General features: G+C 43.7%; 17 protein-coding genes and 1 riboswitch. Of the genes, 12 read left to right on the top strand and 5 right to left on the bottom strand.

The window, feature by feature from the left end; all coding sequences use genetic code 11:
- Nucleotides 1-15: 15 nt before the first annotated feature.
- The 4 genes from trxA to BM003_RS08425 all read left to right on the top strand — a co-directional run bounded on the left by trxA (nt 16) and on the right by BM003_RS08425 (nt 5,152).
- The gene (trxA, locus tag BM003_RS08410) at nt 16-333 is read left to right on the top strand and encodes a thioredoxin (protein WP_010027600.1); all 318 of its coding nucleotides are present in this window, start codon (nt 16-18) and stop codon (nt 331-333) included.
- Nucleotides 334-567: 234 nt separating this feature from the next.
- Nucleotides 568-1,527 (top strand): AEC family transporter, encoded by a 960-nt coding sequence (locus BM003_RS08415; RefSeq protein ID WP_245734159.1) that lies wholly within the window; start codon nt 568-570, stop codon nt 1,525-1,527.
- A 157-nt stretch (nt 1,528-1,684) separates the two neighbouring features.
- Complete coding sequence (gene uvrC / locus BM003_RS08420; protein ID WP_093672052.1) at nt 1,685-3,466, top strand: excinuclease ABC subunit UvrC; 1,782 nt, start codon at nt 1,685-1,687, stop codon at nt 3,464-3,466.
- 61 nt (nt 3,467-3,527) lie between these two features.
- A riboswitch (Lysine riboswitch) is annotated at nt 3,528-3,744 on the top strand.
- Between the two features lie 175 nt (nt 3,745-3,919).
- The gene (locus BM003_RS08425) at nt 3,920-5,152 is read left to right on the top strand and encodes an aspartate kinase (RefSeq protein WP_093672054.1); all 1,233 of its coding nucleotides are present in this window, start codon (nt 3,920-3,922) and stop codon (nt 5,150-5,152) included.
- Between the two features lie 145 nt (nt 5,153-5,297).
- Here BM003_RS08425 and BM003_RS08430 read toward each other — a convergent pair whose 3' ends face one another.
- Nucleotides 5,298-5,765 (bottom strand): YslB family protein, encoded by a 468-nt coding sequence (locus BM003_RS08430; protein ID WP_093672056.1) that lies wholly within the window; start codon nt 5,763-5,765, stop codon nt 5,298-5,300.
- Nucleotides 5,766-6,022: 257 nt separating this feature from the next.
- Here BM003_RS08430 and fumC point away from each other — a divergent pair, with 257 nt between their 5' ends.
- Both fumC and BM003_RS08440 read left to right on the top strand, forming a co-directional pair.
- Nucleotides 6,023-7,411, top strand: a complete 1,389-nt coding sequence (gene fumC / locus BM003_RS08435) for a class II fumarate hydratase (protein WP_093672058.1) — start codon at nt 6,023-6,025, stop codon at nt 7,409-7,411.
- Between the two features lie 260 nt (nt 7,412-7,671).
- Nucleotides 7,672-7,896, top strand: a complete 225-nt coding sequence (locus tag BM003_RS08440) for a helix-turn-helix domain-containing protein (RefSeq protein ID WP_093672060.1) — start codon at nt 7,672-7,674, stop codon at nt 7,894-7,896.
- A gap of 243 nt (nt 7,897-8,139) precedes the next feature.
- Here the strand turns inward: BM003_RS08440 and BM003_RS08445 are convergent, their stop codons facing one another.
- Nucleotides 8,140-9,819, bottom strand: a complete 1,680-nt coding sequence (locus BM003_RS08445; protein ID WP_245734161.1) for an AMP-binding protein — start codon at nt 9,817-9,819, stop codon at nt 8,140-8,142.
- Between the two features lie 419 nt (nt 9,820-10,238).
- Nucleotides 10,239-10,670 (bottom strand): hypothetical protein, encoded by a 432-nt coding sequence (locus tag BM003_RS08450; RefSeq protein WP_093672064.1) that lies wholly within the window; start codon nt 10,668-10,670, stop codon nt 10,239-10,241.
- Between the two features lie 303 nt (nt 10,671-10,973).
- On the opposite strand from BM003_RS08450, the gene BM003_RS08455 reads away from it, so the two are divergent.
- Nucleotides 10,974-11,555: a GNAT family N-acetyltransferase gene (locus tag BM003_RS08455; protein WP_093672066.1), complete on the top strand. Its 582-nt coding sequence runs from the start codon at nt 10,974-10,976 to the stop codon at nt 11,553-11,555.
- Nucleotides 11,556-11,713: 158 nt separating this feature from the next.
- Here BM003_RS08455 and BM003_RS08460 read toward each other — a convergent pair whose 3' ends face one another.
- A complete protein-coding gene (locus tag BM003_RS08460; protein WP_177184713.1) occupies nt 11,714-12,079 on the bottom strand; it encodes a FlxA-like family protein in 366 nt (121 codons plus the stop codon).
- Between the two features lie 256 nt (nt 12,080-12,335).
- Between BM003_RS08460 and BM003_RS17615 the strand changes: the two genes are divergently transcribed.
- The 5 genes from BM003_RS17615 to BM003_RS08485 all read left to right on the top strand — a co-directional run bounded on the left by BM003_RS17615 (nt 12,336) and on the right by BM003_RS08485 (nt 20,158).
- Complete coding sequence (locus tag BM003_RS17615; protein WP_177184714.1) at nt 12,336-12,494, top strand: hypothetical protein; 159 nt, start codon at nt 12,336-12,338, stop codon at nt 12,492-12,494.
- Nucleotides 12,495-13,199: 705 nt separating this feature from the next.
- Entirely contained in the window at nt 13,200-14,840 is a 1,641-nt protein-coding gene (locus BM003_RS08470; RefSeq protein ID WP_093672072.1) for an L-lactate permease, read from the top strand.
- A gap of 284 nt (nt 14,841-15,124) precedes the next feature.
- Nucleotides 15,125-16,912, top strand: coding sequence for an MptA/MptB family glycosyltransferase (locus BM003_RS08475; RefSeq protein WP_093672074.1), 1,788 nt, complete (start codon nt 15,125-15,127; stop codon nt 16,910-16,912).
- 34 nt (nt 16,913-16,946) lie between these two features.
- A complete protein-coding gene (locus BM003_RS08480) occupies nt 16,947-19,151 on the top strand; it encodes a glycosyltransferase family 39 protein (protein ID WP_093672076.1) in 2,205 nt (734 codons plus the stop codon).
- Between the two features lie 26 nt (nt 19,152-19,177).
- The gene (locus tag BM003_RS08485; protein ID WP_093672078.1) at nt 19,178-20,158 is read left to right on the top strand and encodes a glycosyltransferase family 2 protein; all 981 of its coding nucleotides are present in this window, start codon (nt 19,178-19,180) and stop codon (nt 20,156-20,158) included.
- Between the two features lie 60 nt (nt 20,159-20,218).
- Here the strand turns inward: BM003_RS08485 and BM003_RS08490 are convergent, their stop codons facing one another.
- Nucleotides 20,219-21,589 (bottom strand): methyl-accepting chemotaxis protein, encoded by a 1,371-nt coding sequence (locus tag BM003_RS08490; RefSeq protein ID WP_093672080.1) that lies wholly within the window; start codon nt 21,587-21,589, stop codon nt 20,219-20,221.
- Nucleotides 21,590-21,807 lie beyond the last annotated feature (218 nt).

The raw sequence follows: 21,807 nt of genomic DNA on the forward strand, positions 1-21,807 counted from the left end.
GGAGGTTTTTCAGTAATGGCAATTAGTCAGGTAAATGATGCAAATTTTACGGATGAAACGTCAAAAGGACTCGTACTTGCTGATTTTTGGGCAACATGGTGCGGACCATGCAAAATGATGGCTCCAGTTCTTGAAGAAGTTGATTCCGAATTAGCGGATAATCTTAAAATTGTTAAGTTGGATGTTGATGAAAATCAAGCTACTGCGAGCAAGTACGGAGTTATGAGCATCCCAACGATGTTCTTGTTCAAAGATGGCGAAGTGGTCGACAAAGTTGTTGGTTTCCAGCCGAAAGAAGCATTGGCTGAACGTATCAAGCAGCATATCGGCTGACAGCTAAGCAATTGAATTAAGTAATTCACCGAAACCGGGACGTATCGCTCACATGCGACAACGCCCGGTTTTTTTTATGCTGATCAATCACACCGAACATGGTAAACACGGATCAAATTTCATATATACTGTCACAAATTATTGTTCAAATTTTTTAAATAGTTGTTGACTATGATTCTAGCAAAGATGTATGCTCATTGGTACAAGAAAAAAACGACAATGAGTAGACGCATCATGTCAGTCATGGAGGCACTCGAAGTGGGCACCTTTTTTCAAGGAATTCAAGGGATTTTAGTAATTATTGTAATGATCAGCGTGGGCTATGGTTTGACTCATCTCGGCTGGTTTGATAAAAAGGCAAGTAAATTAATCGCCAAATTGGTGACACAAATTGCGCTTCCTGCTTATATGATTAGTACAATTACCAATCATTTTACAAGTAAGGAATTAATTGAATTGCTACCGAATCTGCGTTTTCCGATTCTGTCGATGCTGATTTTGTTCGCCATCTCTTTTTGGGCAGTTAAGATCTTTTCTGTTCAGAAAAATCATAGCGGATTGTTTAAATCAATGTTTTGCAACTCGAATACGGTTTTCATCGGTCTGCCGGTCAATCTGGCTCTGTTCGGCGAGCAAAGCCTGCCCTATGTACTTGTGTTTTATATGGCCAATACAACTTTCTTTTGGACGTTGGGTGTCTATCTGATCCAACGAGATGGAAACTATCTGAGCAAAATAAGTCTGAAACAAACACTTGGCAAAATATTTTCACCGCCGCTGCTGGGGTTCATCATAGGCGTCATTTTAGTTCTTCTGCATGTGAAGCTGCCTGCGTTTCTCATGTCCGATTTTAATTATATCGGTGGGCTCACCATTCCGTTATCAATGATTTTTATTGGTATCGCGATTCATCAGGCGGGTCTGAGCAAACTCCGTCTTAATAAAGACAATATAGGTGTCCTGATCGGCCGTTTTGTTGCGGCGCCCGCAATCATGACCTTGCTTGTACTGCCGGCACCGATGCCAGCGCTTATGAAGGAAGTATTTATCTTGCAATCAGCAATGCCGGTCATGACGAACGCCCCTGTAGTCTCTGAGTTGTATCATGCAGATTCGGACTATGCGGCTGTGATGGTGACCGAAACAACGCTCCTCAGCATGATTGAAATTCCAATTCTGATGACCATTTTTTAACAGAGAGAGCTAACCGGGACAGAGGCGTGCATTTTCCCGTCCGCTGTCCTTTTTTGTTTTTGAATTCTAAAAGTTGAATGTTTCTCTCATCTCTTAGATAATAAATGAAGAATGAGTTTATGAACTTATGTACATCTATTAAAGGATGATCCATAGAATGGTCAGTCAGAAAATAAAAGAAAAGCTCAGCTTGCTTCCAAAACAGCCGGGCTGTTATCAAATGAAGAATGTACAGGGAGAAATTATTTACGTCGGCAAAGCGAAGAATCTGTTCAACCGCGTGCATTCCTATTTCAGCGGTTCGCATGACGCAAAAACGCAGCGGCTTGTTGCAGATATTGCAGATTTTGAATATATCGTCGTTTCTTCAGAAATTGAATCGCTGCTTTTGGAAATTAATTTGATTAAGAAATATGAGCCTAGATATAATATCATGCTTAAGGATGATAAGAGTTATCCATTCATCAAGCTGACGTCTGAGAAGTATCCGCGCCTAATCATTACGAGAAAGGTGAACCGTAAGAGCGGCAAGTATTTTGGTCCCTACCCGAACGTGACTGCGGCGAATGAGACGAAGCGGCTCCTTGATCATCTCTATCCTTTGCGAAAATGCCGCACCTTGCCGAATCGTGTCTGCCTTTACTATCATATCGGGCAGTGTCTGGCGCCGTGCGTCAACAATATTCCGAAAGAAACCTACGAGTCGATGTCGGAGGATATCACCCGTTTTCTGAATGGCGGCTATCAAGATGTGAAAAAACGCTTGAAAGAGGAGATGCTTGAAGCCTCAGATCAACTTAATTTTGAAAAGGCTAAGGAACTGCGCGATCAGATCAGCAACATTGAGACGATCATGGAAAAGCAAAAAATTATTTTTAATGATCTCGATAATCGAGATGTCTTTGGTTATGCCTTTGACAAAGGCTGGATGTGTGTTCAGGTGTTCTTTATGCGCCAGGGAAAATTAATCGAGCGGAAAGTCTCTCATTTCCCTTTTTATCAGGAGCCGGAGGAAGACTTTCTGACTTTTATCGGCCAGTTCTACAGTCACCAGAATCACATCAAACCTAAAGAAGTGCTTATTCCAAATTCTGTTGACCAGAATCTGATCGAACAGATGCTGGAAACCGATGTCATTCAGCCTCAGCGTGGACGAAAGAAAGATCTAGTTGAGATGGCGGTGAAGAATGCGCGTATCGCACTCAAAGAAAAATTCGCTCTGATTGAGCGCGACGAGAAGCGAACCGTCGGCGCTGTCGAACAGCTTGGCGAGGCATTGGACATGCCGGCACCGCGCAGAATTGAAACCTTTGACAACTCGAACATTCAAGGTGCCGATCCGGTATCGGCGATGGTTGTCTTTGAAGACGGACGTCCAAAAAAAAGCGACTATCGAAAATATCGTGTCAAAACGGTGAACGGGCCCGATGATTACGCGACGATGCGCGAGGTTGTGCGCAGACGCTATACAAGGGTTCTCAAGGAAGGAAAACCGCTTCCTGATTTGATTTTAATTGACGGGGGTAAAGGGCAGCTATCCGCGGCGATTGATGTGCTGGAAAATGAATTCGGACTCTATGTTCCGGTCTGCGGTCTTGTGAAGGATGACAAACACCGGACATCTCAGCTTGTGATTGGCGAGCCGCCGCAGATTGTTCCGCTTGCGAGAAACAGCCAAGCCTTCTATTTGCTTCAGCGTATCCAAGATGAAGTGCACCGGTTCGCGATCACATTCCATCGACAAGTCAGAGACAAGTCAATGATTCACTCGTTGTTAGACGATGTGCCCGGCGTTGGCGAGCAGCGGAAGCGAATGCTGCTGCGCAAATTTGGTTCGATTAAGAAGATACGTGAGGCGAGCAGTGAAGAACTTCGGGAGGCGGGATTGCCTAAAAAAGTTGCCGAATCCATGAGAAATTATTTGGACAATTCCCGATGAAGGGTATTGTTTCAATTCTTTAGGTTTGTTATAATTTCCATAACTTAATTTTTCAAATAACTGAAGTGATAGAGGAGCAGTCTTCATAAGTATGGCGCGCGAGAAAGATGAATTTCATTGACCGCGACAGAAAGGGAATCCTGCCGAAGTCGGAACAGCTTCATCACCGTTCCGTGCTGGATCTGCATTGAATAAATGCAGAGCTGTCACATTTTAAGGAGTTTATAAAGGCGTTGAGCCTTATGAAACATCCTAAAGTGTGGAGAACTATCTCAGCATGTTGAAATAGATTGACTGTTCAACAGCGGGGATTTCTCGCTGTTCTTTTTGTCACTGACGTGAACGAATCATAAGGAGCACGCTCTTATCACAGAGATCCCGCGGCTTCATTAAAGAGGATCCGGAGAGAGTAAGCACGTATATGCCGGTCATAGTTTAAAGGAGCGAGTGAAGTTGTCTTTAACGGTAATGAAGTTTGGCGGAACATCGGTAGCGTCAGTTGAACGGTTGCAGAAGGTAGCGGATAAAGTCATTAAGAAAAAAGAGGCTGGGCATCAAGTAATTGTGGTTGTTTCCGCAATGGGGAAAACAACGGACGCACTTGTTTCGATGGCCAGTGAGATTTCGAGCAGACCGTCTAAACGGGAAATGGATGTGCTCTTATCCACAGGCGAGCAGGTTACGATCGCTTTGCTTTCCATGGTTTTGGTTGAACGTGGATATGACGCTGTCTCATTTACCGGCTGGCAAGCCGGTATCAAAACGGAAGCAGTTCACGAAAACGCGCGGATCGCGTCAATTGATACCTCATTGATCCGGCCGCAGTTGAAAAAGGGTTCGATTGTCATCGTCGCAGGATTTCAAGGTGTGACTGAAGACAGTGAGATTACAACACTGGGCAGGGGCGGATCCGATACATCCGCCGTGGCGATCGCTGCAGCATTCGGTGCGCGGCGATGCGAGATCTACACGGATGTGACCGGTGTCTTTACTACAGATCCGCGCTACGTGAACAAGGCGCGAAAACTGCAGGAAATCAGTTATGATGAAATGCTTGAATTGGCTTATCTTGGAGCGGGTGTACTCCACCCGCGCGCGGTTGAGTATGCGAAGAACAGTCATCTCGAACTCGTGGTGTGCTCTTCGTTTTCCGACGAAGAGGGCACGGTAATTAAGGAGGAAGTGTCAATGGAGAAGACGAAGTCGGTCAGAGGACTCGCGTTTGAGAAAAATGTGACGAAGGTGACGCTGCTCGGACTTCCAAATAGTGTGGAGGCAGTATCGCGTGTATTCGACGCGATTGCGGCGAAGCATATAAACATCGACGTTATCGTTCAGAACGTGCTCGATGAAGCGAGAACGAGCCTGTCGTTCACTGTTGATCACGATGTCTTAAATGAAACACTGGATGTACTCCGTGAACAGGAGAAAGAACTGGAATACCATCAGATGATCTTTGAGTCGGAACTTGCCAAGGTTTCAATTGTCGGATCAGGAATGGCATCTAATCCGGGCGTTGCCGCTCAGATGTTTCACGCCCTGTCAGCACGAGACATCAAAGTTAAAATGATCAGTACTTCTGAAATTAAAGTGTCAACGATTATTGACGAGAGCAAGCTTATTGAAGCGCTCGATACGCTCCATGAAACCTTTCATTTGGCAGAAGAAGAATCGGTAAGCTTGTAAGGTTAAAGGAAGATAAGAACAATAAAAAGCAGGCGATATGCCTGCTTTTTATTGTGTCTTAATTTGAGTGTATAAAGAAAAACAACACACCAAGTTTCGTCTTCCCCGGGCTATGATCATATACAGGTTCATGCAGAGAGAAAAGTTAATTTTCCACTTTTACATGGTCTTTTGCGTCCCACTTTATAAGAAAAACAACTTTTTTTTGGCGGCCGGTTTTGATTTCCATATACGTTTCCGCAACGCAACCGATCTGATGCTGTATCTGCTCTGCAATGAACCCGGATTCTAATGAAAAACTGCCTGAATCAGGAAAATCATTGATCCGTGCTTCAACAAGCGGAGAACTGCATTCAAAAATCGTTTTATTTTTCGCCTTAGTTACGTGTTCCAAATTTCCCCATCCTGCCCGATTAAAAAAATCGATAATCTGTTGTTCGTTATCGAGAGGATATTGGCGCGCCAATTTTCGTCCCGACCAATAAAGGATCGATGCTGTTTCCTTGCCAAGAAGCTCAGGAATCAGTAAATTTCTTATTAATTCATAACCGAAAGCCGGTACGGTCGCGTCTCCGTAGTGTTCCGGCTGCGGACAGGTTGCGTTTCTCGTCATCTTCTATCCCTCCACAGACTATTATAACTTTCTTTTCCTCGTTTCACTATTAATGATATGGAATGAGCGCATTTTATTTTCCAAACGGTTTTTCCCTTTTATTCGATTGGTAAATAGCACCTTTTACTGTAAAATGAATGGAGTTAATATAGACTATTTACCATAAAGGGGTTATGAAACCATTAATAACTGATTTTTTACAAAAAGAGGATTATGCAGCAATCTGATAGAAAAATAACGAAAGGGATGATCGATCAATGGAATTCAGGATTGAACATGATACGCTTGGAGAAGTCAAGGTACCGGCTGAACGCCTGTGGGCCGCACAAACGCAACGGAGTAAAGACAACTTCAAAATCGGATGGGAGAAAGTGCCGCTTGAAATTGTTCACGCATTTGCCATCTTAAAAAAAGGTGCGGCACTCGCAAATCATAATTTAACTATATTAGATGCAGATAAAGCGGAGGCGATCGCAAACGCAGCGGATGAGGTAATTGCAGGAAAATGGAACGATGAATTTCCGCTTGTTGTTTGGCAAACCGGCAGCGGTACACAATCGAACATGAACATAAATGAAGTACTCGCCAATCGCGCCAATCAATTGCTTGAGGCAGGAGGAAGCGATGCGCGTGTTCATCCGAACGATGATGTCAATAAAGCGCAAAGCTCAAATGATACCTTTCCGACGGCGTTACATATTGCGGCTGTTCAAGCCATTGAAGAAAATGTATTCCCTGCTTTGGATGAACTGAAAGCGACACTTGACAAAAAGGCACAGGAATTCAGCGACGTTGTCAAAATCGGCCGCACCCATCTTCAAGATGCGGTTCCGCTCACCGTGGGCCAGGAAATCAGCGGATGGGTTTATATGTTAAAGGAGTCTAAAGAACTCATCGAAGGAAGCCTAAACCACTTAAAGAGTTTGGCAATCGGCGGAACTGCGGTTGGTACCGGCCTAAACGCACCGAAGCAGTTTGGCGATCTGACTGCTAAGGAAATCAGCTTGATGACCGGCAAAGCCTTCTATGCTTCGGATAATAAGTTTCACGCTTTAACCAGTCACGACGCAATTGTCACGGCACATGGCGCTTTGAAGGCGTTAGCTGCGGATTTGATGAAAATAGCGAACGACGTGCGTTGGCTGGCGAGCGGTCCACGCTGCGGACTTGGTGAATTAGAGATTCCTGCTAATGAACCGGGCAGTTCCATTATGCCCGGCAAGATAAATCCGACTCAGGCTGAGGCAGTCACCATGGTTGCGGTTCAGGTTATGGGTAATGACGCGGCGATTGGATTTGCGGCGAGCCAAGGGAATTTTGAATTAAACGTATTCAAACCAGTGATTGGGTACAATTTTCTCCAAACGACGAAGCTTCTTTCTGACGTGATGCGTTCGTTCAACGTCCATTGTGCGACTGGTATTAAAGTAAACCAGGAAAAAGTGGACTATTTCCTACACCATTCTTTAATGCTGGTTACAGCGCTGAACCCGAAGATTGGTTATGAGAAGTCAGCGAAAATCTCGAAACTCGCCCATAAAGAAGGTATTAGTCTTAAGGAATCCGCCATAAAGCTAGGAATTCTCAGTGGCGAAGAATTCGATGCCCTTGTAAAACCGGAGGAAATGGTTCATCCGCGTCACTAATTTTCTTTGAGTCATAAGTAACCGTCCACCCGCAATGATTGGTAGTCCGACAATCACTTTGTGATGAAATTCGCCATAATTTGCATAGTTCATGACTGACTTCTTGGGGGGACACGCGTCACTGTGTTCGTGTTCTCTCCATGTTACGGGCACTTGCGTAAAATGATCAATCTGCGCACGCATCGACACTGCTTTCATAAAATGTTAAGGACTAAAAGCCTTTCCCGCCCGCTCTTCTGCTGAGCAAGGAGGGGGAATTTTTGAAGGAAGATTATCACCGTCCAAAACCTTTACTTACGAAGAGGGAAAGAGAAGTTTTCGAATTGCTTGTCCAAGACAAGACGACTCGAGACATAGCTAAAGAACTCTTCATAAGTGAAAAAACAGTTCGTAACCATATTTCAAACACCATGCAAAAATTAGGTGTGAAAGGTCGTTCCCAGGCGGTTGTTGAACTGCTTAGGCTCGGAGAACTCAAACTATAGCATTAGCCGGTCCCTGATAAAGGGCCGGCTGTTGTTTTTTTATACTATAAGAAAGTATATAATTTTAAGGATCATAGTATAAGTGCAACTAAGTCTTCGCCTTCGTCAGAGAGGCTTGGCGAAGCCAACTTTTCTTATCGTAAATTGAGAAAAGTCAAAAAAATAGAGAACTTTTCATGCGCCGTCATACGGGCAACAGCGCTAAAAAGTCCTCTTAAAATGCTTTTCATTTGCAGGATTCTATCAAACGAGATTTATGCCGCATCGTCTGATTTTCCGTGTCGTTGTTTTTTCAAATTCTTTTTCCAAAACTTCAAACACACGGATGTGTTTATAATTCGGCATTTTGTTGTTCACATCATCGATCATTGATTTTATCGTAGCTTGTATTTCTTCTTTGGCAGGCAGATGACCGATAATCTCGGTCAGACAGTCTAAATTAGGGAATATTTTGGCCTTTACACAGACACTTCCATTACGATCATTTCCAGTAAGAATAAGCGCTTCACTGATCGTTTCTTTTTCCAACAGTCGCGCCTCTAATTCCTCCGGATAAATGTTTTTGCCATTAGCTGTGACAATCACATTTTTCATGCGGCCCTTGATATACAAAGCCCCGTCTCCATCGATGTATCCCAGATCACCTGTCCGAAAATAGCCGTTGCAGAATGTTTTTGCGGTAGCCACCGGATCGTTATAGTAACCAAGCATGATATTATCGCCCTTGGCGAGGATTTCGCCAACACCGGATTCATTGGGGCTGTCAATCATCAATTCGACGCCGGGAACAGCAACACCGGTTGATTTGGCATTGAAATAAAAATCGTTGTTTCCCGCCAAAAGAGGAGCCGTTTCAGTAAGCCCGTAGCCTTGCAAAGCCCGAATGCCAAACGCCAGAAAATCTTCGACTACAGCAGAGGAAAGATCTGCCCCGCCGACAATACATGTATGAATTTTTCCCCCAAGTGATTTCTTCACTTTTCGACGTATAGCAATTCTTACAAGCGCAGGCAATTCTCGAAGCGCTGTTGAGATTGACGATGATTTGAGTTTTGTTTGATACTTTGCCGGACTATTCTTTACAATAGCCGCTTGAATCCGCTTGTCTAAAAGCTGAAGCAATGCGGGAACGACGACGAGAATCGTTGGCCTGTATTCAAGAATATTGCGACGTATTGCATTCAGGCTGTCGGCGTAAGCAATGCAGGCTCCGCGCGACAGAAGAAGCAAACAATCTAATGTGCATTCGTACGTATGACAAAGCGGCAGGATTGAAAGCGTTTTGTCACGGGATGTGATCTTTACGATTTGCGAAGTAGAATAAATATTCGCGCAAATATTTTTTTGCGAGAGGCATACACCTTTTGGATTTCCTGAAGTGCCTGAAGTGAAAATAAGCACACTTATTTCATCTTCAGCAATCGGAACCGTGTCAATGCGCGTATCATCCGCAGGTATCGGTGCCAGGGTATCCTGCAAAGGCAAAAGTAATCGTTGACTGCTGATTAACGGTCTTAATTGTTCGAGTATCTCCTTGTCCGCACATATCGCGGCACAGTCGGCACTGACAATGAAGTGATGCATATCTTCCGGCAACAGTTCACGATCAATTGGAACCGCCACACCGACCGTAGCGGCGCACGTATAGTGCAGCACCCATGCGTAGCTGTTTTTACCGATCACGGCGATTCGCTTACCGTGCAAGCCGAGATCTAGAAAATGTGTGCCTACCGTCCTGTACCCCTCTTTAAATTGAGAATAACTCACATATCGGTAACTCCCGCTTCCAATCTTTATTTGGAAGGCAGTTTTTTTTCTGAATTTCTTTGCACTCGCATAAATCATTTCCCGAAAATCAGTATACCGTGTGGCTTTGTTCAACCGTTTTGTTCTCAAATTAGTGCTCCTTCGCCTGTTCGTCATTTATAATCATTCAGAAATTTGTCTCAGACAATTGTTCAGCCAATTGCGCAACTGGTTCATTCTAGAGCACAGTGAAAGTCGTGGGTTCTGAAAAAATACGAATCTGCTCATTGTGATTCGTACGGCATCCCTTTTGCTAAATGGAGAGGGATTAATAACATAAATTTTAGATTTTAATATCACCTCTAAATACGTTACTTTTCGCGGATAGTTTCAATTAATAACACGAGAACTTTTTGATTAGGATCACGGGTGCTTCTGTTGATTTAGTTGACTTAAATCAGGGCGTGGTTACTTGAGCAGAGGTGCGAAGAATGGTCACAGCATTTGTTTACTTAGATTAGAATTGAAGGACTTAACAGCCGGCACCTGAAAAAGGGCCGGCTGTTGTTTTTTGTCTGTTTTTCAAATGCAAATGATTAGTTAATTCTAAAGACATAGTAGGGTTTATAAATTCTTTTCCTGTGCAGATTAATCAATTCACCGTACTGTTTTCCATCTTTTTTCCATTTGACAAAAACGATTAAAATGCTTGTGTCTGGTGATGGTTGTGCATCTTGCTCTACAAATCCAACACTTTTTCTTACAGTGATATTATCGTTAGCATTGGTAGCCCTTTTATTATTTTCATAAAAGGTAGTTTGCGTGACCGTTATCTTTTTGGAACCCCTCCAATAGAGTCTTCCTGTGTATCGTTTCATGGGCAGAGTATAGTAATAACGACCCGACCAGTTTTTAGACTTTCCCTCCCAGATTGGATGTTGGTAAAGGTAAACTAAGTAACAGGCAAAGAGTATTAGAATCACAAGGCCGCACATGGCTAGTGTTTGGATGAGACGCTTCTTTGACATTTAATCGATGCTCCTTTGGTCACTACACGATCAAGTATAATGATTAACGGAAACTTGTTACAACGCATTTCTTTTGCGTGGTACCGAACCCAATGATACGCGATCACGCATGAACACGCCCTTTTTTGCGGCTAACATCAGGTGAATGATGACCGCTACTCATCTATGGTAGAAGGTGAGTCCTTATTGAGGCTCGATTATAAATAAAAAAGTGAATCTTGGATCTTAATACGTTAAAATTAAGGTATTCTAATGGTTATGACCTAACTGTAAAAGGAACATCAAAAATAAGGAGTTTTTCAATTGTTAATCAGAGAATACCGAACAGATGACGAGGAAGGCTGGCTGCGCTGCCGCGTTCTGTCCTTTTTACATACGGCTTATTATGATAATGTTTTACAGGAAAAGGAAACTTATGATCACCCGTCGATTGAGCTGGTTGCGGTTGAAAGTGGGAAAATTGTCGGCTTGATTGACATTGAATGTGAAGAAGAAATCAAGACCGTTTGTGCAGAATGTTCGTCACTTGGCGGGATGATCTGGCACTTGGCTGTCCATCCCGATTTTCAGTGTCAAGGAATTGGGCAGCAATTGCTTCTTGAAGCGGAAAAGAGACTCAAAGCACAGACTATTGATCAGCTGGAAGCCTATACGCGCGATGATGAATGGGTGAATCGCTGGTATCAGAAAAACGGTTTTCACCAAGTGAATCATTATCTGCATGTGATTATGGAAAACAATGAATTGAATGGAATTATTGAATCGTCACTAAAAAAATTGAGACCGATTAGCTGTTTTGCACACTATACAGGAGAAGAAGAGAATACGATCAAGAACAAATTCAGCCGAGTTCATGAGTGCCGTTGTTATCGAAAAGACATTTGAACCATGGCGGAATTAATAAAAGAGGTATGTTTAATGAATGCAGTGACTAAGTCTGGTGCGGACGTAACAGAGCAGTATATCGATGGTGCCTAGTTAACTTTGAAAACAGAAATAAACGAGCGTCCGTAAAAGATGCTCGTTGTTTCAATAATTTTAAATTATTCACTTTGCTCTAAACTGTTTTGGCTAATCGTTAGCTGATCGCCATCTTGCGACTGTTCGGAAACAGCAATGCCGGTGTCAATCTGATTCGAAGTGCGCTGCGCCTGTGTTCCGGTCGTATTACCGCTTTGTGATCGGGATTTTAACTGCTCAATTTGCGCTTCAATTTGTTGAATTTGTGCTTGAATTACTTGGATTTGTTTTTGCTGATCTTCTTGATCCGATTTTTGTGATTCTAATTGTTTTAATTGAGATTCTAATGTTTCTTCTTGCTTTTCAAGTGTTTCGATTTTTTGACTAGAGTCGGAGCTGCTTCCGGATTGATATGTACTGCTTGAAGACCCAATGGATTGAATGTTCACAACGAACCGCTTCCCTTCATAATTGAACAGGTATATACCTCCCCCATAGTAAAGTTTAATTATTAATAAATCCTTAATTTTTCTCGCATGTATTTTCAGTTATGAGGTGTCTGACTATCTCCGGATCAACACGAGCTGTTGCTTCATCAATAATTCTACCGAATCGCTCATTATTTTGTGCAAGTTCTATATTTTCCAGAATTCGAATGAGATTGGATAAGGCTGTCAAGTGATGAGGGAATAAAGGGTCAAAATTATGGTGAATGCAGTAAGCGATAATAACCAAGAGAATAAGGCAGATGAAAGAAAGAATAAGGTAGAGAAAAGCGTCCTCAATGTGATTGCCGACAATATGATCAAAAAGCCAAAGATTGAACGAAATCCAGATGCAAACGAAAAGGACAAATGGATATAGTGATAGATTATAAAAAGCATTTTTCTTAAACGATTTTGCTCGTTCCTTTTTCTTTTCTTTGAGACCTTTGATCAAAAAAAATATATCTATAGCGGTAGTGTTCTTCTTCAAAAAATCTCTGAGGATTGCATAAATAAATACGCGCCATTCCTCTAAAAAAAAAGAAACGTGGTATAGCTGTCTGCTTTTTTTTACGGCTTGAGGGAATAAAAAGTACTTGAGATTAATTAAAAAAGCGATTTCAAAAGTGACGAGACAAAAAAGAGTATCAGCAAGCCACGATAGCCGCACAAAAAGTGGGACTAAATAAGCTAAAATTAGCGATACGCAGATTGTGGAGACAAGGTTGAGTACCATAAAGATTACGAGATTCTTTTTCATGTGCCGAAGTACGAGATTCCAAACGGACAGTCTTTTATAAAATAATATCAACCGGTGTTCAATGTTCAAAATAGTCATTCCTTTAGCAATTTTGTCACCTCTAATTATCGTTGTTTTTAATAAAAACTGATATGTGACTAAAGTATTATTTATTCGACAATTGGCACGAACAGGCAATCTCTTTCTGGTTAAGCTGTTCACAAATTGTTCAATAAAATGTCACAGTAATTGCAAATTTGTTTCCGCACATGTAAAATCGAATTATGTAAGCGCTTTAATTTCGGCTGGTCAATCTAATTTTATGTGCGGAAGGGGAATGAATCGATGCAATGGGCCCAGAACTATGATCCAATGAATAACATGTTTTTGTCATTTGTTGTGGCTTGTATTCCGCTTGTCTTTTTTTTCTGGTGTTTGGCAATCAAGAAGATGAAGGGGTATAAGGCGGGCTTATTAACGGTTGCAATTGCTGTGATCGAAGCGATTGTCGTCTACAAGATGCCGATTCATTTAGCGCTTGAAGCGACCGCATTAGGCGGATTGCAGGGTTTATGGCCTATTGGGTGGATCATTGTCACTGCAGTGTTTTTGTATGAATTAACGGTCGCCTCAGGCAAGTTTCAAATCATTAGTGATTCGATTGCATCCATCACTCAAGACCGGCGTCTGCAGGCGCTGCTTATTGCTTTTTCTTTCGGGGCATTTCTCGAAGGAACGGCAGGCTACGGCACGCCGGTTGCCATTGCCGGTGGATTGCTTGCCGGACTTGGCTTCAATCCATTTTACGCAGCCGGGCTTTGCTTAATTGCGAACACGGCACCGGTCGCATTCGGCGGTGTCGGCATTCCCATTCTAACCTCTGCTCAAGTTACCGGCATTGATGTGCTTTCAATCAGTCAAATGGTTGGCCGCCAGGTTCCTTTTCTTTCTCTTTTTGTTCCATTCTGGCTTGTGTTTATTATGGCGGGTTGGAAACGAACGATCGAAGTACTTCCGGCGATTCTTGTATGCGGAATTTCTTTTGCCGGTACGCAATACGTAACGTCCAACTTCTTAGGACCGGAATTACCGGATGTGACCTCATCGATCGTCAGTATGGTATGTCTCATAATTCTGCTTAAGTTCTGGCAGCCGAAATCTATTTTCCGATTTAAGGATGAAAAAGAGCAGCCTGTTCCAGCACATTTGCAAACTAATAACAGCTTTTCTTTCGGCAAAATCGCGCAAGCATGGTCACCATTCGTTTTGCTCGTTGTTGTTATTTGTGTCTGGGGCGGTTCCGCAAGCATTAAGGCGTTTCTCAGCAAAGCAACGTTCATGATTCCTATACCCGGACTGGATCGGATGATCGAACAAGTGAAACCGATTGTTGCTCAGACGACAGCTTATGGCGCTGTTTATAAGTTTGATGTGATTGCGGCTACCGGAACGGCTATTTTAGTGACCTGTATTCTAAGCAAATTTTTAATTGGCATCAGTTGGAAAAAGTGGGTGCTGACCTTTGGCCTTACACTAAAAAAACTGGCTCTCCCATTGGTGATGATCGTATCCGTTCTCGGTTTTGCTTACATCGAAAACTATTCGGGCATGAGCGCGACTTTGGGGCTTGGGCTCGCATCGACGGGTACCGTTTTTCCGCTTCTGGCACCGCTCATTGGATGGATCGGTGTATTTCTTACCGGGTCGGATACTTCGTCGAACGCCTTGTTCTCAAATCTGCAGAAGGTATCTGCACAGCAAATTGGTGTCGATCCGACTTTGCTTGTCGCTGCCAATTCAACCGGTGGTGTCGCTGCAAAAATGATTTCACCACAATCCATAGCTGTCGCGACAGCGGCTACCGGATTGGTCGGTAAGGAAGGCAGTTTGTTCCGGTTTACAATTAAGCATAGTTTGCTTTTCGTCGCGATAACCGGAGTGATCACGCTACTTCAAGCCTATGTACTGCAATGGATGATTCCATAAATAAGTTCCTTGTGAGATTAATTAATAAGAAAGAGATGCGGGTTCCGTCTGCATCTCTTTTTTTCTGCAATTGCTCGCATACATGCATACACGACTTTGGTCATACGAAAATGGTGTCTATCCGCATGATCAAACTGGTAGCTAAAGTACGTCGTTGAGGAGTCGAATGAGTATTAAACCTCAGTATCGAGAATGTCATGCAGTACTTGATAATGAGCGGTTAAGCGTTTTTTAATATATTGAGGTTACGATCATCACATCGAAACAGAAAGGATGTGGGATGAGTGATCAAAGGATTAAACAAAAGACTCATTGCGAGTCTTTTTCTTGTAATGATAATTGCGATTGGTGTTGCGTTGTTTTCTATAGTGAGCAGTTTGACGACAAGTCAAGCTACTCAAAGTGGGCAGGGGGTGGTGAAGCAGAATGCAGCCCCTGGTTCGAACCAAATTTCCGCAAAAAAACCCGGTTCACAGCAGAAAAGCGATTCAACCAATCATCCAATTGCGAATCAAAACAAAGCTGATTCTACTCGTGCAACGAATGCGCCGCCAACATCGCAGCAGCAGAAAGGAACGACTTCGAGCCACGGACCGCCAACGCATAACGCACAGGATGGACAATCCGCTAAAAATGGAGCAAATAGTCAAGCAGGACCATCTGCATCAGGCAAAGGTGCTCCCATGATGGGCCAGCAAAGCGGGTCACAATCAAGCGGGTTAATCAAAAATCTCGTTATTGGTTTTTCAATCTTATTTTTCGTTGGATTCCTCGTACTGACACTTTTTCTTTGGAAAAGAAAAATCAGAGTTAGGAAAAAAACGATGAAGCTCCTTATGTTGACTCTTTCGGTGATTGGACTATGTACTCGATTGGCAATTGCTCCTTGGGTGTCAGGACATATGGATTTAACGCTTTTTCAAAACTGGGCTCAGTCGGCGTCTTCTGGCTTCTTGCACTTTTATCAAAATAGTTCTGCTGATTATCCTCCGCTTTATGTTTACGTGCTCTATCTGATTGGAAAAGCGGTCACTCTGCCTGGATTGAGCAGCGGATATACATTGTTGCTCAAACTACCGTCAATCATTGCAGATGTACTCACGGCATGGCTCATCTATCGGTTAGCCAAGAAAAAAGGTCATGAATCGCTTGGTCTGCTCGCAGCTGCTTTTTATGTGTTCAATCCTGCAGTTTGGATGGATTCGGTCATTTGGGGACAAGTTGATTCATTTTTTACATTGATTATTGTCCTTGCGCTTACACGCTTGATTGATCGGAGATATTTCCTGTCTACAGCGTTGTTCGCAGCAGCAGTCATGATGAAACCGCAGGGAATTATTTTTCTTCCGGTGCTTGCTTATGTGTTTATTATGGATCGAAAGATAGGTAAAGGATTCCTTGCACTTGGTTGGTACGCATTAGTTACGGCACTCATCGCGCTGCCATTTTCCTTTTATGCAAACGGAGGCGTGCTGTGGCTTGTCCAGTTGATGAAGCGGACAATCAGTGAATATCCCTATGCATCGGTCAACGCGTTTAATGTATACAGCTTGCTTGGCGGCAATTATCAATCGGACAGCGCATCGCTCTTTCTCTTCAGTTACCACACATGGGGACTGATCGCGATCAGTCTTGTTTCGCTCGCTTCACTCTGGCTGATGCTGCACGCGCGCAGTATTCGGTCAGCGGCAATCGCAGGCTTGATGCAGATCGCCGGTGTGTTTACATTTGCTTCCGGGATGCATGAACGCTACCTTTATCCAGCCATTGCTCTAGCTCTTCTTTCATGGTTGCTTACTGAAGATCGGCGCTTCGGTATACTTGCCGCCGGCTACAGTCTCACGATTTTTATGAATATAGTTTGCGTCTACTATTTATCCGGAAATTTGATGGCACCCTATAGTTGGCCTCTTGTTGTCACGTCGATAATGAATATACTGCTTTTCATAGTTCTGATTTGGACAGCATTTGGTAAAGAAACAACACAATGGTTGGCTGTTAAGGATTCTTTAAGAATGAGTTGGCATAATGACGCTATACAAGGAACCCGTGCTGACGAGCATGGACATTGATTAAGACGCTTTTGGTTAACGAGGAGGAATTAAGATGAACTTATTAAAACACAAACGCATTGATTTTTATTTGATTGGGGTTATTCTCTTATCCGCATTTATGAATATTTTCCTACTTAATCAAGCGAGCACGAATGAGTATTATACCGTAGCAGTAAAAAGCATGATGAAGAATTTTCATAACTTTTTCTATGCGTCCTTTGACCCCGCAGGATTTATCACTGTTGATAAGCCGCCGGTCGCGCTCTGGATCCAGACGCTCAGCGCAAAGCTTTTTGGTTTAAGTAATTTTAGTGTGTTGCTTCCCGAAGCTCTTGCTGCAATTGTGTCGACGATCATTGTTTATCAAATGGTGAAACACAAAGCGGGCAGGCTTGCCGCATTTCTATCCGGAATTACGATGTCGGTCACACCAATCTTTATTGCTGTGACCCGCACAAATAACGTTGACAGTATTCTGATCCTGACCTTAGTTATCGCCGCATGGGCAGTGATGAAAGCTGTTCAAAAAACACAAATGCGTTGGCTAATTCTTAGCGCGGCGATGATCGGCATCGGTTTTAATGTGAAAATGCTTGAAGCATTTATGATTCTTCCTGCTATTTATCTTTTTTACTGGATCGCCATGAACGTAAATTGGAAGAAAAAAATACTGCATCTCTTGGCTGCGACTGTGGTTTTGGCAGGCATCTCGCTTTCCTGGGCTGTCGTTGTCGATTCGATTCCGGCAAGCAAACGGCCATATATCGGCAGCAGTCAGACAAATTCGGTTTTGGAACTTGCTTTCGGCTATAACGGTGTTTCTCGTCTGACTGGTCAGCAGAATAGTGGAGGCGGACAAAAAGCGCCGACATCCACGAGAAAACAGTCCGGTAACCAATCGACGGCTCAGAAAAGAACGACTTTCATGAAAAACACATCAGGGCAACACTCCTCTGAAAACCAAATGGGCGGAACGCCTCCAAACGGCAGAACAGGAAGAGGAGGCGGACAACAGGGCAATATGTTTGGTACGGGAACTGCCGGGCCGCTCCGTTTGTTCTCTAAATCGTTATCAGGACAAGCAAGCTGGCTCCTCCCGTTCGTGCTCTTCAGCGTTATTGCGATTGTCGCTGATTGGCTTCGTCGTAGAAAAATGGATGAAAAGCACAGTTTCGCAATTTTCTGGATTGCATGGCTTATTCCGGCAATGGTCTTCTTTAGTATCGCTGGATTCTTTCATCAATACTATTTAAGTTTATTGGCACCGCCAATCGCAGCACTTGTTGGACTTGGTTTTTCCTATCTATGGAGAGACTTCAGTGATCCGAAGAGTTCATGGCGAGGCTATTTGTTGCCAATCGCATTTGGTACGACCCTATTTTTTGAAGCTCTTATCTTCAATCAAAACAGCATTGCGACGATTTGGATTGTGCTGCTCATCATTGCCGGCGTTTTAACGATGGGATTCGGGATCGTTTGGCGGACTGCCGAAAGAAAAATTCAGGGTACGATCGCCGGAACAAGCCTTCTCCTAATGCTGCTTGCGCCGCTGTATTGGACACTGCCATCCACAGTCAATCAGACCAATAGTGCAACACCGATTGCCGGACCAAGCGCGACCCAATCAGGTATGGGCGGCATGGGCGGTGGCCAAATGGGCGGCCAAAACAGCAAGTCAACAGGAAAAACAAATGGTTTCGGTGGCCCAGGCGGAGGAGGGCAGGGCGCTCCTAGCAACTCGGAAGGTCAAGCACCGCCATCAATGAACGGTGAATCCGGTGCTCCCGGCCAGCCGACAAGTCAAAAAGGCTCCGCTAATGAATCAAAACAGATGCCAAGCGGCACGATGAATCGGAGAATGACCAACCGAGGCGGTATGGGTGAGCAGGTCAATACGAAATTACTCAACTACCTACGGAAACAGTACAGTGGTGAAAAATACATTCTTGCCGTTGAACGCGCACAGTCCGCTTATTCCATTATGATGAAAACGAATTATGCGGTCATGGCGATGGGTGGTTTCGGAGGAAGCGATCCTGCATTAAGTGTAAGCAAATTGGAAAAAATGGTTGAAGCAGGAGAAATCAAGTATTTCATGATTTCCGGTAGTCAAGGTGGTGCTCAGAATTCGAGCGTAACGAATTGGATTAAAAAGAATTGCACGAAAGTCTCTTCAAGTGCATGGTCGAGTGGAAGTTCTAGCTCAAGCCAAAACGGACCTGGTGGACAAGGAACACTATATGTCTATAAAAAATAATGCGGCATGGAAATTGAAAAGGAGGTATTGCCATGACGGTGAAATTCTCAATTGTTGTTCCGGTATTTAATGAAGAAAAGGTGATTTATGAATCGTACAAACGACTAAAAACAGTCATGGATCGCACTTACGAACGCTATGAATTACTCTTCGTCAATGACGGCAGCCGTGACCGTACTTCCGAACTACTCAATTATATTTCTGAGGGAGACACGAATGTGAAAGTTATCGAGTTCTCTCGTAATTTCGGACATCAAATTGCGATAACGGCGGGTATGGACTATGCGACCGGCCAGGCGGTTGTCGTCATTGATGCGGATCTTCAAGACCCGCCGGAACTGATTTTGAAAATGATTGAGAAGTGGAAAGAAGGCTTTGATGTTGTCTATGGGAAGCGCGTGGAACGCAAAGGAGAAACGTTCTTTAAAAAGATTACCGCAGCTCTCTTTTATCGAACCCTGCGCATGTCCACAGATATTGATATTCCGCTGGATACAGGTGACTTTCGTTTGATCGATCGTCATGTATGTGATGAAATGAAACGTATTCCTGAGAAGAACCGTTTTATACGCGGACTCGTGAGCTGGGTCGGCTTTAAGCAGACGGCAATTGAGTATGTACGTGACGAACGGCTTGCCGGAGAAACGAAGTACCCATTGAAAAAAATGCTGAAGCTATCGGTAGATGGGCTCACCTCATTTTCCTATAAGCCGTTAAAGTTGGCGACTTATGGCGGCGCATTACTCTCGATTGCCGGGTTCGTGTACATGATCGTCGCGCTCGCATTAAAGCTTTTCACATCGAACACCGTTCCCGGATGGACGTCGTTGATTGTGATTCAGCTCTTGTTCAGTGGTTTTACACTATTCATCCTTGGCGTGATGGGCGAGTATATCGGTCGAATCTACGATGAAACCAAAGATCGTCCCCTGTACATCATTAAAGAGGCCAAAGGTTTTGGCGCTGTGAATAAGGTGCGAACCATTTCCAGTGTTAAGCACGGTTAATATAACAAAAAATAGGCTGAATAGATCGTAAGGATCTGCTCGGCCTATTTTTTGCATTCGTTACGTGACTGTCAAGTCTGCGCCGAAGACGCCGATCACAGATCCGTCTTGACTAATTGGAAAGGATAATGTCACACATGGTTGTTTCGTAATTGCAGAATAATAGGGTTCGGACACATAAGTCGTCCCTTTCATAGCCTCTAGGAACCATGGGCGGGCCCCCGCATTCGCTAAAGCTGCTTCCGGATCCGAATAGACAAAGGCGCCATCCGGAGTATTTGACCAAACCGCCTCAAGCTCATGATACTTCTGACGAAGGGCGCTTAAAATTGTCTTATGCCGAATTGGCTCAAGTGGAACGAGCGGGTGATTCTCACAGAATTGATGGATTTCTCCTTTGATATGATCCACCAGCTCTGTGTTAACGTGAATCGTCATACGCTGGTCTTGGTGAATGGAATCCTGCAATTCATTCGACGTGTCGATTAAACGTTTATTTAATGCCAACATTTGATCAATGCTCTGGAACTGGTTGGCGACGTCCCGATCAACGGTTTCAGCAAGTGCTTGATTCGATTGTGTCATTGCCGAGATTTGATTGAGCAAATCAGAGACGGCAGATATACTGTTTGTCTGCGCGCCAACTGAAGCCGCGGATTCCTTGCTCCCAAGTGTGATTGTTTCTAATTTTTTCTTAAAGGCATCGAGATGTGTAATGATATTCTTCAGTCGCTCTGATCCATTGTCTATTTCGGCAGTTTCCAGATTCACTCGTTCTGTTGATTTTTTAATTTCCGATTGGATTAATTGAGTGGTTTGTTTCGTTTCGGAAACCGCCTGCTGCGTTTCGCCCGACAACTTGCGGATTTCGGTGGCGACTACGGAAAAACCTTTGCCCGCTTCACCTGCTCGTGCAGCTTCAATGGCTGCATTTAATGAGAGTATATTGGTTTCCTCAGAAATTGAACCGATGAATTGAAACACTTGATCGATCTTTTTCGAATGCGCGACAAGTTCATTCATCTGATTTATTAACTGACGGTGCCCATTTAGGATCGTATTCATCGTCTTTTCTAAGTCATGAATCGCTTCTAACGAAGAAATCAAATCGTGATAGGACTCCTGACTATCGTTCTGTACGCTGGTGACGATTGAGAGAATCTTTTTTGCGGATTGTTGAATGACCTGTACTTGCTCATTGACCTGTGCGGTATCCTCAGCGGTTCGAGTTGTATGTAATTTAAACTCCGAGACGCTTGACTGGCTCGAAATGGAGGACTTACTCAAAGCCTCTGCCGCGTGTTTGAGCTGTTCGACAATGCCTTTGAGCTGGTCGGATGCAACCTGAATTCTCCCTATTGATGTGCTGTCACTCGATGTCTTTTCGAAATCGGCAGCTTGGTGCGGCGACCGCTTTTTTAAACGTATCAATGAAAATCCCTCCTCGTTCAGGCAGTGAATAGTGCGGATACGAAATAATAGTTTAAGCAAAGTATACCATGACTTAACAAAATTTTCTTACTGCTTCATCGATTGATGCCATAATGATTCCTTGATGATCTCTTTGCCATAAAAATATATTGTTCGAATTGAAAAGGTCTATTCGCCCCGATAGCCCGTATACATGGTAGTACAACCCCATAGGGATT

Origin of the sequence: Sporolactobacillus nakayamae, assembly GCF_900113325.1 — a bacterium.
GTDB classification, from domain to species: Bacteria; Bacillota; Bacilli; order Bacillales; family Sporolactobacillaceae; genus Sporolactobacillus; species Sporolactobacillus nakayamae.

Bases quoted from the DNA above. Each gene is read 5' to 3' on its own strand.
- trxA (WP_010027600.1), top strand. From the start codon at position 16: ATGGCAATTAGTCAGGTAAATGATGCAAATTTTACGGATGAAACGTCA.
- BM003_RS08415 (WP_245734159.1), top strand. From the start codon at position 568: ATGTCAGTCATGGAGGCACTCGAAGTGGGCACCTTTTTTCAAGGAATT.
- uvrC (WP_093672052.1), top strand. From the start codon at position 1,685: ATGGTCAGTCAGAAAATAAAAGAAAAGCTCAGCTTGCTTCCAAAACAG.
- BM003_RS08430 (WP_093672056.1), bottom strand. From the start codon at position 5,765: ATGACGAGAAACGCAACCTGTCCGCAGCCGGAACACTACGGAGACGCG.
- fumC (WP_093672058.1), top strand. From the start codon at position 6,023: ATGGAATTCAGGATTGAACATGATACGCTTGGAGAAGTCAAGGTACCG.
- BM003_RS08445 (WP_245734161.1), bottom strand. From the start codon at position 9,819: ATGACGAACAGGCGAAGGAGCACTAATTTGAGAACAAAACGGTTGAAC.
- BM003_RS08450 (WP_093672064.1), bottom strand. From the start codon at position 10,670: ATGTCAAAGAAGCGTCTCATCCAAACACTAGCCATGTGCGGCCTTGTG.
- BM003_RS17615 (WP_177184714.1), top strand. From the start codon at position 12,336: ATGGTGAATGCAGTAAGCGATAATAACCAAGAGAATAAGGCAGATGAA.
- BM003_RS08470 (WP_093672072.1), top strand. From the start codon at position 13,200: ATGCAATGGGCCCAGAACTATGATCCAATGAATAACATGTTTTTGTCA.
- BM003_RS08480 (WP_093672076.1), top strand. From the start codon at position 16,947: ATGAACTTATTAAAACACAAACGCATTGATTTTTATTTGATTGGGGTT.